We start from the raw sequence: 14,797 nt of genomic DNA, 5'->3' as shown, positions 1-14,797 counted from the left end.
TGCCACTACACATTACGCCACATCATATTTACTAAGATAGACATATCTGCACATAAAAAAACCGGTGTCCTTAGGAACACCGGCTGCTTTTAACTCAAATGATTTAAGCACTTAAAACCGATAGTTAAAACTTACGGTAAAATTACGCGGTGCACCATAATGATATACGCTATAAGCTTCGGGCAGATAATCAGAGGTCGACATATAAGCGTAATATTTTTCATCGAATAGGTTCTCTAAGTTGAACTGCAGATCCATATTCTCGGCCAGATCATAGCGCGCCATCAGATTCACTAATGAATAGGCATCCTGTTCAATCCGTACAGAGCCTCCCTCAGAATAGCTTTCACTTTGCCAATTAATACCTCCACCTACGGTCAGTTCAGGTAGAAGCTCAACAAACTGGTAAGTGGTAAATAGCTTAAACTGTTTTTGAGGATTGGTCGTCGCAACCCTTTCTCCCTCTTCATCCTCAGCATTAAACTGCGAATAACCTGCGGAGATATTCCAACCATCGGCGGGCTCACCAACGACTTCCAACTCAAAGCCCTTACTCTTAGTCCCTTGGGCGGCCTCATAATAATTCACTAGTTGGCCACCAATAACCACACTGCCCGCAAGAATGGCTAAATTATCCTGATCGATTTGAAATAATGCCACAGTGGTGTGTAGACGATCATCGAGATAGGAACTCTTAAGGCCCACCTCATAGGCTTTACCTTCTAATGGATCAAGATAATCACCATTAATATCTACATAGTTTTGCGGATTGAAGATTTCGGTGTAGCTGGCATAAACCCGATGCGCTTCATTGATGTCGTACAAGGCGCCCACATAGGGCACAAATACCCCATCATCACCGAAGTTAGTATCGGTGCCATAACTAACACCTTCACGATTCCAACTGGAGATACGTCCACCGGCAATAACTTTAATATCATCGGTAATGGCTAGGCGAGTCGCCGCATAGAAGCCTTTCTGCTCCGTATCCATATTGAGCTGACGGTTCGCATTGCTCGACCACTCAGGCTCTGCAAATTGATTTTGCTGCCATTCATAGAAGTTATCGACCACCTGAGAATCCCACTCCGACATATTGTCACGGATAGGTTCAAAGGTATCGGCATAGGATTTTTGTTTGCTATAGAGAGCACCGGTCACAAAGTCATGGTTTTGCCCAAATAACTGATAATCGCCCTTCAACTGCAAATCGAAGTTGTCGGAATTACTCTCGCCATGGCTATGATAACGCTGGCCACTTAATCCGGCCCCCGTCTCTTCATCAAGTAAGCCAGACATGTAAATCATTTTGGTGGTGGTTTCATACTCCATGCGATTATAGTTCGCCACCAATTGCCAGCCGTTGCTGAAGTAGTGATTAAGGTTAGCGAAGTAGTTGATATTGGTCGTTTCCCAGCGGCTCCAGTCGGCGGCCGTAGTCGTAGAAACATCCCAATCGGTGGCAGAACCGTCACTGAATACCGCCGGCAATGCCCCCCACATCGCACCTTTAGGGTCATTATGATTGTAACTTCCCCCGACTCTCAGCAGCGTATTCTCGGTGATATCTGTATCGACAACACCGTAAAGAATCGTCTTACGATCCTCATAGAGATCCTGATAAGAATCGCTATTAACATACTTAGCCACCATACGGCCACGCACACTACCGCTGTCATTCAAACCATTGGAGACATCGGCGGTAATTTGCTTTTTATCCCAGCTGCCCGTCGCCACATCGATGTAGCCCTTAAGTTCGGAACTATCTGCGTGTTTACGAACAAGGTTAATGGAGGCTGAAGGATCCCCTGCACCAGTGAGTAATCCTGTCGCTCCCCGAACCACTTCAACGCGCTCGTAAATAGAGACATCGGAGACAGTTTCCCCCGCATCCCCACCTAAGCTCCAAGATAGAGGCACCCCATCAATTTGATAGTTTTGCACATCAAACCCACGGGCCGAAAAACCATTACGCACGTTATCTGTCTTAGATGAAGACAAACCCACAGTATTATTAACCACGTCGACAACGGTATTTAATGCCTGATCCTGTATCCGTTCGGCGGTCATGATACTGACTGACTGCGGTGTTTCCTGTAGCGATAGCCCTAAGCCCGTCGCAGTATCAATGGTTCTGCTAATGGTGTATTTACCCATCACAGTAATTTTTTCGATATTTTGATCTTTTGCATCGGCAGCGGAAGACTGTTCTTCAGCCCAAACCACCAAGGGGTTTAATGCCAGAGTCACAGCAGCCGCAAGAGGAAGTAGATTAAAGCGCATAGTTAGTTAGGTCGTTGCTTCAGGATGCGCATACGGTAACACTATTGATAATGGTTTGCATTTGCAATTTATGTGACCAGGATAGCAATTCTGTCATTCTTTAGTCGTATAACATTGCCATCGAACATCAACAGCTATTTTTTATTACAAATAACATGACGTTATAAAATCTCTTTTTCCCAGAGATGGCGCTGTCATGCATGAATAAATCCCCCTATGTGCAACAGGTATCCGTTCATGGGTATTAGTTTTTAAGCGTTAGGAGGAAAAAAGCAAAAAAAAAGCCTGCTCAATGAGCAGGCAAAGACATATTTCAAGCGTCCCTTTCGGGGAAGTACATTACCGCGCTAGCGGGAAAACCTGGCATACCCATGCAAAAACACCGATATGCTACTTGAGTCTAAACACGCCAAAAAAGGCGATACAAAGGTTGATGGATGATGGATGATGGATGATGGAAACTAAACTTTAAAGAGGGTTAGGCCTTAAAGCTCATGGCGAATAAACCGCCACGCAAAACATCAGTGTTGAACCAAGTGTTCTGCCAATAAAAAGGGTTGTTGCCTGTATAAGACATAGTCAATGCTCCTAAATAAGTTGTGATTAAGTGCTCTAGTGAAGCTTGGCTCGGTTCCTTGGAACTAGAGATTCTCAAATCCGTTGAGACGACTTGTCACTCGGGTCCTTGGAGAAAAATATCCATCCTGGATAGACTAGAGAGGAAAGGCTCAGTGCCTAATCCACGAAAGCTATTATATGGATTTGTAGTTTTATTACAACCTTTATTTGTATTTTTTTAATTAACGCTTTTTGATGTAATTAAATTACACAATTATAGTGGGGTTAATGGCGATCTGCTTCACAAAAAAACGGGAATAACCCTGTAACCACCTAATAAGTAGGATATTACAGAATTATTTCTATTTGTTACTAGGGTGTGTTGACCTTTCGAGATTAAATTTTGTTCGATCTGGCAAACTCGTGCTCGCGAAACGAGGAATGACGTGTAGTTATTCTACTCAAATGACGAGCGGCTCGTATGAAAGAAAGTAAGAGCAAGAGCTTGCCAGACGACCCCTTCGGGCAGCGTTTCTGCTGCGTTATCGCCCGTTTATGTAGAATAAGTACACCGCACGGACTTTACCTTGCATAAAAGCCAGCCAACTCGCTGTAAAAATCCCCCTGAAACGTCAACACGCCCTATCCGTTATCGATTGATCAGATATTGATACAACGCCACGAGTGGGCTGGCCGTCGGTTTACCATAGAGCGGATCCCCTTCGGTCGCACTGCCTGCGATATCTAAGTGGGTATAAGCTAAAGGAATAGGAGCACTTATCCCATGGTCAAATAGCCCCGACGCCTTCAGTAAAAACGCCGCAGGATATTGATGTCCACGGGCAGTCACCGATGACGGCGCATTATTTGAGGATAATATTTCAGCAGCACCAGACACATCGCGGATCTTGGCAAAATCTTCCCGGCGCAGGCTAGACACTTCAAAGGGCTCACCCCACTGAGTCGCCTGCCGTTGTAAAGTCACGGCGCATTGCTGCGCACCCGCCACCGAGTTTTCCACCGCTGCAGGATACCCGCCATAGCAGCGCACAACATGCCCGGTAAGCGTTGCCACCGAAAATAGTTCAGGTTGCACCGCCGACACGGCTTTAATCCGTAAATGGCTCAATAAATCCGCCAGCACTAAACGCCCTTCGGCATCGGTATTACCAATTCGTACCCGCACACCCGCATGGCTGGTGATGATTTCATCGGTCACAAAGGCTTCACTACCTATGTTGTTACGCACTAAACCTAACTCGGCAATCACTCGAATTCCCTTAGGCTTGAGCATTGATAGGGTTTTGAATAACCCCGCCACTGCAGATGCTCCACCCTTATCACGGCTCATGCCCGCCATAGCACCACCGACCTTTAGATCGGCGCCGCCGGTATCGTAAATCACCCCCTTACCCGCAAACAGGAAAGTGCGAGTCACCTCTCCCTCTGGCAGATACTCTAATTTCACAACACGGGGTTGATGACGTCCAACGGCAAAGGAGGAACGCGCCACGGCACTGAGCAGAGGATAGTCACGCTCTAAAATATCTCGGTCCTCCACCACTGCCGTTTTAATCACGCTGCCCGCAAAGGATTGCAGACAATAATCGGCAAAGGCTTTAGCCGACATGCGCTCGGGCTCAGTACCGCATAAATCCCGCGCTAATACGCGGCCCGCTTCTAAAGCATTGAGTAAATTGCTGTTATGGGTTGATAAGGATAATAACCCTATGGCATCAAATGCAGGTGTTAGACCCGTCGCCTCACGCAGCTCTAAGGTCTGCCACAATTCTTGACCGCAGGCTAACGCCGCGACTTCAGCGGCAAAACCAAAACGCAGATCCTTCGATGGCACTACATATAACAGCGGACGTTTTGCTCCCGCGTCTTTGGCAATGGCAATCGCCGCCCTTGCGGCATCGGCATACACTCGCACGTCGACATACTCGTCGTTCACTTGGGTAACAGGCGCGATAATCAAGCGGCCTCCCGCCAGACCCGGGGCAAACAGTAATGTCGGACTCTTACCTACGCGCTTATCCACGTGGGCACCGTGCTTGGCCAATAAACTTATCTCATCAAAATTGATGGCATCCAGATCTGGCGTCACCACCACAACCGCATCCCAACCTTCACCATCAAAAATGGCATTTTCTGCTTTTACATCAACGAAGTTAACTTGAAACATGACCCATCCTTTTTCATTATTGTGCCTGCATTATTCCCGCTCTATCACTTAATTACCAATCTAAAATCGGCATTACCCCTATCGAAAAAAACCGAACTGGAAACTTTGGCTGCCAGTGCAACAACAGCTTGTGATACCAAGATTAATTGGCTGCGCAGAATGTGGTAGAATGGCCGCAAATTTGCCCTATACCCACAAGACCTTATGAGGGACACATCAGTGACAGCGTTAAGTCAGTTATATCCACAACCATTATGGCAATGGTTCGAACAAATTTGTGCTATTCCCCACCCTTCCAAACACGAGCAAGCCTTAAGCCAGCACATCCAAGCGTGGGCGAAAAGCAAGCAACTTGCCGTCGTTGAAGATGCCGTTGGCAACTTGATCATCCGCAAACCTGCTACGCCCGGAATGGAAGATCGTAAAATCGTGGTCATTCAAGCCCATATCGATATGGTGCCGCAGAAGAATGCCGACAAAGTCCACGATTTCACCCAAGATCCTATCGAGGCCTATGTGGATGGCGATTGGGTAAAAGCCAAAGGCACGACCTTAGGTTCAGATAACGGTATCGGCATGGCATCGGCGCTGGCTATTTTAGGCTCAGATGACATCAAACACGGTCCATTAGAAGTGCTGCTGACCATAGATGAAGAAGCGGGTATGACGGGCGCCTTCGGTTTACAGGCGGGCATGTTAGAGGCAGAGATTCTGATCAATACCGATTCAGAGCAGGAAGGCGAAATCTACATGGGCTGCGCCGGTGGTGTCGATGCCCAAATCACCCTGCCTATGGTATGGCAAGCGTCTGAACAAAGTTACTCGGCCTTTAGCCTGCATTTATCTGGCTTAAAAGGGGGTCACTCTGGGGTGAACATTCACTTAGGTCGCGGCAACGCCAACAAGTTATTGGCGCGTTTCCTATTTGAAAATGCAGATGATTTAGCGTTAGAGCTGACACAATTTAGCGGCGGTTCATTGCGTAATGCGATCCCACGTGAAGCCAACATCAGCTTTATGTTACCCGCCGAAAATGTCGATGCGCTTAATGAAAAAGTCAAAGCCTTCGAAGCCCTAATACGCACAGAACTTGCTATTGCCGATCCAGATATGCGTTTAGTGTTAAACAGCATCCCAACACCCAAAAGGGTGATGAGCGAAAACAGCCAAAATACCTTGATCGATTTGCTGCATGTGTGCCCGAACGGCGTGATCCGCATGAGCGATGAAGTCGAAGGTGTGACTGAAACCTCACTCAACGTAGGTGTTATCAACACAGACGATGAACAAGTCACTATCCTGTGCCTTATACGCTCACTAATTGATTCTGGCCGTACTCAAGTCGAAGGCATGTTAACGGCGTTGACTAACTTAGCCGGAGCCGAAATTGATTTAAGCGGCGCTTACCCAGGTTGGAAACCCGATAACAGCTCGCCTGTGATGGCGATAGTGCGTGAAACCTATCAAGATATTTACCACAAAGAGCCAGTGATCATGGTGATCCATGCGGGTCTCGAGTGTGGTCTATTCAAGAAACCTTATCCAGAAATGGATATGGTCTCAATTGGCCCAACCATTCGCTATCCCCACGGACCAGACGAGATGGTGAACATCACCACAGTCGGCCAATATTGGACATTATTGCTAGCTGTACTCGAGCGTATTCCAGTTAAGGCGTAACGCCCGAATGTTAGCCTAGCTAACTCAATTGGCACTCAATTCAAGGCCATATCTGCTCAAGTCAGATGTGGCCTTATTTTTTATCGCCACTCAATCTACGTAAAATATCCTCGATAAAAATTTAAGACAGAACTGAATAACTTGAATTTTCTACTATAGTTGTTCTGTCTGACTCTAACGTATTTATGCTTCTCGCGCTTTGAGAAATAACCGCTTTTCCCTTCAATACTGTGGCCTTAAGGAATAGAGATCATGAAATTTGGTAACATCTTGTCAGCAGCCGCACTACTGCTCAGTAGCAACCTCAGTTTCGCCGAAGAAGTCCCCCAAGCCGTTATCGATCTAGCCGATTCACTGATGCCATTAGGCAGAGAAGTGGTGCTGGTGAATGCCGTTAAAACGCAAAATACTCAAGGCAAAAGTTTAGATTCAATCAAAACATTAGATGAAAAATGGATCGCCACCGCGGGGATTGATGACTTTATGTCGACCTTGATGAACAACGAAGCGGCCAAGTTTCTCACCACCTTCGAGGCGAGCAAACCTTACTATCAAGAAATTTTCCTGATGGATAATCAAGGTGCCAACGTCGCAATGACAGCTAAAACATCGGATTACTGGCAAGGAGATGAGGATAAATGGCAAAAATCCTTCGCCAATGGCAAGGGCGATAAACACATAGGTCCGGTCAAATTTGACGAGAGTTCCCAAGCTTATCTAGTACAAATCTCTATCCCAGTGATGGATGGTGATGCTGCAATTGGTGCCATCACTATCGGGATCAACCTAGATCAGTTCGGACTCTAATGGCCAGAGAACGCCAGTGATGGGCCGCATCCACGTGGTTATCACGGCCCTCACCTTTCAGTGCATCAATCAAGGAGGGCGTGATTATGGAATGGCATAAAGATCTTTCCGTTAATCAGAAACTGACTTACCCGAGTCTGTTACTCGCTGGCGTAGTCATCTTCGCCTCTTCAACTGGCATCTTAGGGCTTAAAGCATTAAATAACAGCGCAAACATGCTCGCACTCGAATACTTACCGAGCCAATCTGAACTGCTACAGGCCGATAAAGAGCTTTACCAAGCTCAAGTTGCCGAACGTAGCCTGATGTTCGTTAACGTGGGTACCGATTCCTATAATAGTCTTCTAAAACAGCATACTAATAGCATTTCGCTGGTCAAAGAACATCTCAATCAGTTTGCCGATGTGACCACGAGTCCCCTCGCAAAAGAGAAGCTGAATGAATTAAATCGCAGTTTCGAGGTGTGGCAAACCACCACCACTGAAATCAGCAATCAGCGCACCCAAAATGGCCGTAACGGTCGAACGACCGCAATTGATCTGAGTTTTGGCCAAGCTGCCACACAATTCGAACAGCTGCATCAAAATATTAATCAGCTGATCGATGACTTAAACAGCAACACGGCCGCCGCGATCACCCAAGTGGATGATGATGCCTATCATGGGCAGCAGATGCAGTTAATTGCCTTAACAATTAGTATCCTGATCTGCATTCTGTTTATCGTTGCGCTACCTAAGCTCATCAGTAAGCCACTCGCTGTTTTGCTCGCGAAAATCCACGACATTACCGATGGCGATGGTGATTTGACCGAGCGGGTCCAGTTAACCTCTAAGGATGAACTGGGCGATCTTGCCAATGCATTCAATCATTTTCTCGATAACTTACATGGCATTATCTCGCAATTTAAACAGTCTACATCGGAGCTCAATATCGCCGCCGAAGGGCTAGCCAACACCAGCGCCACGGCAAAACATACCTTGATGGATCAACAGGCGGCCACCCACAGAATCGCCGATGCCAGTGATCACATTGCCGCCTCAGTGCACGAAGTATCTGTCAGTGCCAGTCGTGCCGCCGATGCCGCCAAACAAGCCGATGTCTTTACCGCCGATGGCCAAGAAAGAGTGAAAAAAACCATCAATGTGATTCGAGAGCTCGCGGGGGATGTTGGTACGGCAGAAATGCAAATCAATAAACTCGAACAGGAAGGCCAACATATCGGCCGCGTGCTTGAGGTGATCCAATCTATTGCCGAACAGACGAATCTATTAGCCCTTAACGCAGCAATTGAAGCGGCGCGAGCGGGCGAGCAAGGACGTGGCTTTGCTGTGGTTGCCGATGAAGTGCGCTCCCTCGCCTCTAAGACCCACCAATCCACCGAAGAAATTAAGTTGATGATCGCCAATGTGCAAAATGGCACCCAAAGCGCTGTGGCGGCGATTAATATCGGTAATGAAAAGGCGATTTCAAGCGTCGAAGCCGCCAGCAATGCCGGTGAAGCCCTAGCGCATATTGCTGATATGGTCAGTCAGATCAGCGAGATGAATAACCAAATAGCCCTCGCGGCCAAAGCGCAAACCACTATGGCCAATGAGAGTCATCAAAATATTCAACACATTGCCGAACAGTCGGAGGACAGTTTGCGCACCACGGATGAAATCTACGCCGCAAGCGTACAACTCTCATCAATGGCGGGTAACCTCACGTCTCTGGTCAGTCGTTTTAAACTATAAAAATTTGAAAATTAAAGATTATTAATAAATGATGTTTTGAGAAGTCCCCTCCAACGAATAAGGGAGCATAAACCTATCGCAGCTTATGCCCCTGATCTTTGAGCCTTAACGGCAAAGCTAGCATCGATTAGCAGCGCTTAACCACTAAGCCTCTTGCCGCGCGTAGATTAACCAGCATAGGTAACATCAGCGCGAGGATCACTATGAGCATACCCAGCAATTGAATTTCCGTCACCGCCTGCCCCATGGCTAAGGCCGTTAATGCCGCAAAAACTGGCACGAGATTGAAAAAGACCGATGCCTTAGCGGGGCCAAGCACCTTAACCCCGTTAATCCAAAACAGATAACCGAGCACAGTGGCGAATAAACCTATGTAGAGTACGCTGGAAAAAGCAGTAGTCGACAGCCCCATCAGCTCCTGCCAAGGGTGAAATTCATCACGGCCAAGCCCAACCACGGACATAGACACGCTGGCTGCTATCATACTCAGCAAGGTAAATGGCAACACTGGCAACCAATGGCCTATCCGTTGTGAACAAATGGTATATCCACTCCACGCCAACATGCCGGCGACAATCATCACATCACCTTGGTTAAAACTAAAATTGAGCAACTGCTGCACACTGCCGTTAGTGATCACCAACAGCACGCCCGCCAAACCGCCCACTAAGCTGAACACTTGTTGTCTGCTGAGCCATTCACGTTGTAATAGCGCATTGACGATTGAAGTCACCAGCGGGCTGAGCGCCATGATCAAGGCGCCATTGGCGGCAGAGGTATGCTGCAGGCCATTGAATAACGCCAGATTTAAGCCACCAACACCAATCACGCCTACTAGCGCTATGACAGCGTATTGCGCCAAACTCAATTTGGGCCAAGCCTGACGAGTAAAAACGATATATAACGCCAGAGTTACCGCCGCAATGGTAAAACGCCAGAATACGAGGGATTCCCCTGACATCTCCTCCAGCACTCGTTTAGCTATGGGAAACACACTGCCCCAGCTAAAAACACAAATCAGTAGACAAACAAACGTCATGTAAGGTGTACGGGATTTCATATCGACCTCTAGGGAGGTAATTTGGATTGAGCTTAGTTTATAAGTTTCATATATTATTAAAACCCACAAGATTGAGAGCTTAAATTCCAAATATGAAACTTAATTATTCCTTGGACGATATGCGCTTATTTTGGGTGGTGGCACAACAAGGGAGTTTTAAGCTCGCGGCGGAGCACTTAGGCATTCCACCTTCGACCTTAAGCCGTCGAATCAGTCTGTTAGAACAATCATTAGGCTTGCGTTTACTGCACAGAGACGCCCATAGAGTCAACCTTACCGCCACAGGTCAGCGTTATCTCGAACGCTGCGGCCCGCTGTTTATTGAGTTAAACCAAGTGTCCGGTGAGTTACATGCGGATAAACACCAAGCAGTCGGCAAACTGCGGATCTCGGCGCCCATTAACACTACCTACCGCTGGTTGGGTGAATCACTCAACGCCTTCCAACTGCATTATCCCAATATCGACATCGACTTAAGTCTGTCGAATATGAATATCGATGTCAGTGAAAACGCCATCGATATCGCCTTTCGAGTGGGCGAACCTAAAGTTCCCGATTGGATTACAAGGCCGCTCACCACGATTAGCTTTGTACTTTGCGCCAGCACATCGGCAACCCAATCCCATGATCTGCAGTCCATAGAAGAACTCGAACAGCATCCGGTTATCATCGCAAAACCCGTAAAAACATGGCGCTTACAACACAATATCACTGGGCAAAATATCGAATTTGAACCGAGGGGAAATATCAAACTAGCCGTCGACGATATGGCTATCGCCTGTCAGGCAGTGGTCGCGGGACTCGGGATTGGACTATTACCCATCAGCATGGCGAGTGAGCAGATACAAAACGGCAAGCTCATACAAATACTGCCCGAGTGGCAAGGTATTCCTCGCACCGCCTACTTGATGTATCGCGATCGGGACAACCTCCCCTTGCGGGTCAGATTGTTAATTGATTTTATAATGGCAAACCCACCCGAGGCATATTGAGCCAACTCAGGCATAGTCTGCGGCATATCGACTCAATCAGTGGCTAGAGCGCTAAATTAAGTTGAGTCTGTGCATTTAAACTTTCGGGAATTGTGTGGATAGAATCGGCGAGCCCGACCGAAATACCCAATAGGCGAATGCCACGGCCCTCTTGTCTTGCCATCGCCTGCGCGAGTAACTCATAAAACATCACAATAGAGACTTCATCGCTGCGGTGCTCGATGGTGGTCTGCTTGAAATCGTTAAACTTGAGTTTAACCACTTGCTTGTGAATTTTGCGATCCTTAGCGCTACGGCTCAAACGTAGGGCTAATTCTTGGATCAATCCCGGCATCACCTGTTGGCATTGCTCTAGGTTATAAATGTCCTTTGCTAACGTAGTTTCAACACCGACGGATTTGCGCTCTTGACCGATGGAAATACCACGTTCATCAATACCATGGACACGTTCAATCAATACGCCGCCAAATTTGCCGAATCGGGAAAGTAGCTCTTGTTTTGAATAGTGCTGCACATCGCCACAGGTATTAAGCCCGAGTGCAGAAAGCTTTTCAGCGGTGACTTTACCGACACCGGGAATGTTACGCAGCGATAAGGTTTTAACAAACTCGGGAAGCGTCTCTGGCGTAATCACATATTGGCCATTTGGCTTATTCAGATCCGAGGCAACCTTAGCCAAAAACTTCACTGGGGCTATGCCTGCCGAAGCGGTTAACCCAGTTTCGGCTAAGATATCGCGGCGAATGGCCTGCGCAATCAAGGTCGCAGAGCCCTTATATTGTTGGCACTCACTCACGTCTAAATAGGCTTCATCTAAGGACAACGGCTCAATCAATTGGGTATAGCGGGAGAAGATTTCTCGAATTTGCAGCGACACGTCTTTATAAACCTGCATCCTTCCAGGAACCAGAATGAGATCGGGACACAACTTAAAGGCATAGGCGGTCGCCATCGCCGAGCGTACACCGAATTTACGCGCCTCGTAACTGCAAGTGCTGATCACCCCACGGCGATCGCTGCTGCCGCCCACGGCTAACGGTTTGCCACGATATTCGGGAAAATCGCGCATTTCCACTGCGGCAAAATAGCAGTCCATATCGATGTGAATAATTTTTCGCACATTGAATTCCTCCAACGCCAAAATACTGTATATAAAAACAGTAATCAAGTATTCATCATCAATTTAACGGGGATCAGGCGGGAAACCTCAACATAAAAGGAGCCTAAGCTCCTTTTATGGGTACACGGTAAGCCATACCACGATTGAGCCGATGGTCAGTAAGCGAATAACTTACTGACCTGCTCAGTCTTAGATCTTAAACTGACCAATATTACGGCTGAGTTCGCGGGTCATATGCTCAAACCCCTTCAGGCTTTGGGACAGGTCCTGACTCGATAGCAGAGACTGATCCGACAGCCCACGTACATTCTCGACATTTTGTGCCACTTCCTCGGCCACCACGGCTTGCTGACCGATCGCAACGGTAATATCTACCGTCTGCTGCTGGATTGACATTATCGCCGTGGCAATATCATTCAACGCGGCTTCAACCTGAGTCGTTAACGCTTGACCCGCTTTCGCCTGCTCGACGCCCGACTCCATCACTTGCTCTGCTTGCAGGGCGCTCTGTTGCAAGGTTTGGATAATGCCTTGAATGTTAGTGGTAGAATCTTGGGTACGGGATGCCAGTGTGCGAACTTCATCGGCCACCACGGCAAAGCCACGACCCTGCTCCCCCGCCCGCGCCGCTTCGATCGCCGCATTTAATGCTAATAGATTGGTTTGCTCGGCAATATTACGGATCACACTCAGGACTTCACCGATTTGCTCTGAGCTGCTGCGTAAGTGTTTAATCACTTTCGCCGCTTCAATCACTTGCTGCGATAGCGCCTTCATGCCTTCGGTCGCGCGGGAAACAATTTGCGAACCATCACAGGCCTGAGTTTGCGCCTTCTCGGCAAAATCATTGGCTCTCTGGGCACTCACCGCCATTTCTTGGCTGGTTTGCGCCATTTGAGTTGCGGCGGTGGCAACCGAATCTATCTGTTGTTTTTGTGAGGATACTGACGATACGGCTAAGTCACAGATCTGCCGCGCATCGATAACCCCCGTGCCCACCTCTTGGGTTAAACTACGGGTATCCAACAACATTTGTTGGACTTTCTCGGCGAAGCGGTTAAAAGCATCACCCAGCTTACCTAACTCGTCTTCCCGTTGCATGAGAATACGTTGGGATAAATCACTATCGCCCTCGGCAATGTCTTCCATCGCATCGAGCAGCTTAGACAGCTGGCGCCTAAAGGGCAGCAGCATCAACCAAACCGTCATCCCCACTAAGATCATAATGCCGATGGCGACAAAACAGGCATTCCAAAATGCCGTCTTAACGGGCGCCTCAATCACTTCGTGGGGCAACATAAAGGCTAAGTGCCATTTTTGTTTTGGATAATCACCGCCGACGGACACAAATACCACGCGCTGCGGTACACCATTAAAGGTAACTTCGGCAAACCCCTCAGGCTCACCTTGCATCTGCTGTCTTAACGCGGTAAAACCGGTTGTGTCCTTAAATTGGCTATCAATTTGATTGGCTAAGGATCCCGGTGGAAAGCGCTCGGAGAAGCCAGGGAAATACACCAACTTACCTTCATTCGTCATCAAGAAAGCTTGACCGAAATTACGGTATTTGATCGGTGCCAACAGGTTTTTGCCTATGGTGTCGATCAAAATATCCATACCACCAATACCAATAAGCTCGCCATTGGCCCCATAGACAGGAGTTTTAACCGTAGCAGAAATAGAGCCATCGTTGGCATCGACCGCAGGATCGCCCACAAATAGGCCACGCTGGTCAATCGCTTCCTGCCACCAAGGGCGTTTATTGGTGTAGTAGTTGGGATCACCATCGAAACGGCCATTTAAATCAAAATACTCAAAGGTATTGGCCGAACCAAAAAACACCGATTTCACATCGGTATCACGCTCAGAGAATGACTTAAAGTAACGAATAATATCTTGGTACTGCACATCAGCGGTGAGGTTACTGCCGCGGGCGTGATACTGGCTAAACCAATTTGTTAACCCTGGCTCGGCAAACACTGAATGGATCACTTGCCCCTTGGCAATAAAGTAACCACTGATCTCATTGGCTTTTAACGCCACCAGCGCCGAAATATCCGCATCCACTTGCTTACGGGTATTGTTACTTTCTTTATTAACCAGCAAAGCAGCAACTAAAGTGAGGAGTACAGCAAGTGCACCAACGATAGTCACCACCAACTGTAAACTGAGAGAGCGTTTTATATATTCCATTAATCTTCCCGTCTGGCTGAGCTATAACTGACAAAATGTGTACAAAAACAGTTTCACACGGTAACAATTTTTACCGACTAACAACAGATGAAATAACCAGAAAATACGTAAACAAGTATTTGTAAAGAAAGAAGAATGGTTATTTAACACCATTTGCTAAATTTGATATAGTTCACAGAATAT

9 protein-coding genes are annotated in these 14,797 nt (G+C 47.5%); 4 read left to right on the top strand and 5 right to left on the bottom strand.

What is annotated here, in order from left to right:
- Positions 1–111 precede the first annotated feature (111 nt).
- Together SOHN41_RS03900 and SOHN41_RS03895 are read right to left on the bottom strand one after the other, a co-directional pair.
- Complete coding sequence (locus SOHN41_RS03900; RefSeq protein WP_007645866.1) at positions 112–2,283, bottom strand: TonB-dependent siderophore receptor; 2,172 nt, start codon at positions 2,281–2,283, stop codon at positions 112–114.
- Positions 2,284–3,490: 1,207 nt separating this feature from the next.
- Positions 3,491–5,029: a peptidase M17 gene (locus tag SOHN41_RS03895; protein WP_007645864.1), complete on the bottom strand. Its 1,539-nt coding sequence runs from the start codon at positions 5,027–5,029 to the stop codon at positions 3,491–3,493.
- Positions 5,030–5,248: 219 nt separating this feature from the next.
- Between SOHN41_RS03895 and SOHN41_RS03890 the strand changes: the two genes are divergently transcribed.
- From SOHN41_RS03890 to SOHN41_RS03880, 3 genes are all read left to right on the top strand, one after another.
- Positions 5,249–6,709, top strand: a complete 1,461-nt coding sequence (locus tag SOHN41_RS03890; protein WP_007645860.1) for an aminoacyl-histidine dipeptidase — start codon at positions 5,249–5,251, stop codon at positions 6,707–6,709.
- Positions 6,710–6,961: 252 nt separating this feature from the next.
- Entirely contained in the window at positions 6,962–7,516 is a 555-nt protein-coding gene (locus SOHN41_RS03885) for a cache domain-containing protein (protein ID WP_007645858.1), read from the top strand.
- A gap of 86 nt (positions 7,517–7,602) precedes the next feature.
- On the top strand, positions 7,603–9,249 hold the full coding sequence (locus tag SOHN41_RS03880) for a methyl-accepting chemotaxis protein (protein ID WP_007645850.1): 1,647 nt from the start codon (positions 7,603–7,605) through the stop codon (positions 9,247–9,249).
- 127 nt (positions 9,250–9,376) lie between these two features.
- Here the strand turns inward: SOHN41_RS03880 and SOHN41_RS03875 are convergent, their stop codons facing one another.
- Positions 9,377–10,309: a DMT family transporter gene (locus SOHN41_RS03875; RefSeq protein WP_007645848.1), complete on the bottom strand. Its 933-nt coding sequence runs from the start codon at positions 10,307–10,309 to the stop codon at positions 9,377–9,379.
- 92 nt (positions 10,310–10,401) lie between these two features.
- Here SOHN41_RS03875 and SOHN41_RS03870 point away from each other — a divergent pair, with 92 nt between their 5' ends.
- Positions 10,402–11,301, top strand: coding sequence for a LysR family transcriptional regulator (locus SOHN41_RS03870; protein WP_007645846.1), 900 nt, complete (start codon positions 10,402–10,404; stop codon positions 11,299–11,301).
- A 43-nt stretch (positions 11,302–11,344) separates the two neighbouring features.
- Here SOHN41_RS03870 and dinB read toward each other — a convergent pair whose 3' ends face one another.
- Positions 11,345–12,421 carry a DNA polymerase IV gene (gene dinB, locus SOHN41_RS03865; RefSeq protein ID WP_007645844.1) on the bottom strand — a complete coding sequence of 359 codons (1,077 nt, stop codon included), beginning with the start codon at positions 12,419–12,421 and terminating at the stop codon, positions 11,345–11,347.
- A gap of 189 nt (positions 12,422–12,610) precedes the next feature.
- Positions 12,611–14,614, bottom strand: coding sequence for a methyl-accepting chemotaxis protein (locus SOHN41_RS03860; protein ID WP_007645842.1), 2,004 nt, complete (start codon positions 14,612–14,614; stop codon positions 12,611–12,613).
- Between the last annotated feature and the right edge of the window lie 183 nt (positions 14,615–14,797).

Source organism: Shewanella sp. HN-41 (genome assembly GCF_000217915.1).
In the GTDB taxonomy this organism is placed as follows: Bacteria; Pseudomonadota; Gammaproteobacteria; order Enterobacterales; family Shewanellaceae; genus Shewanella.
The sequence above is the reverse complement of the archived record's forward strand: the minus strand, read 5'-3'. Positions and strand labels throughout refer to the sequence as shown.

Excerpts from the sequence above, each read along its gene's own strand:
- SOHN41_RS03895 (WP_007645864.1), bottom strand. The coding sequence starts at position 5,029 with ATGTTTCAAGTTAACTTCGTTGATGTAAAAGCAGAAAATGCCATTTTT.
- SOHN41_RS03900 (WP_007645866.1), bottom strand. The coding sequence starts at position 2,283 with ATGCGCTTTAATCTACTTCCTCTTGCGGCTGCTGTGACTCTGGCATTA.
- SOHN41_RS03875 (WP_007645848.1), bottom strand. The coding sequence starts at position 10,309 with ATGAAATCCCGTACACCTTACATGACGTTTGTTTGTCTACTGATTTGT.
- SOHN41_RS03860 (WP_007645842.1), bottom strand. The coding sequence starts at position 14,614 with ATGGAATATATAAAACGCTCTCTCAGTTTACAGTTGGTGGTGACTATC.
- SOHN41_RS03880 (WP_007645850.1), top strand. The coding sequence starts at position 7,603 with ATGGAATGGCATAAAGATCTTTCCGTTAATCAGAAACTGACTTACCCG.
- SOHN41_RS03885 (WP_007645858.1), top strand. The coding sequence starts at position 6,962 with ATGAAATTTGGTAACATCTTGTCAGCAGCCGCACTACTGCTCAGTAGC.
- SOHN41_RS03870 (WP_007645846.1), top strand. The coding sequence starts at position 10,402 with ATGAAACTTAATTATTCCTTGGACGATATGCGCTTATTTTGGGTGGTG.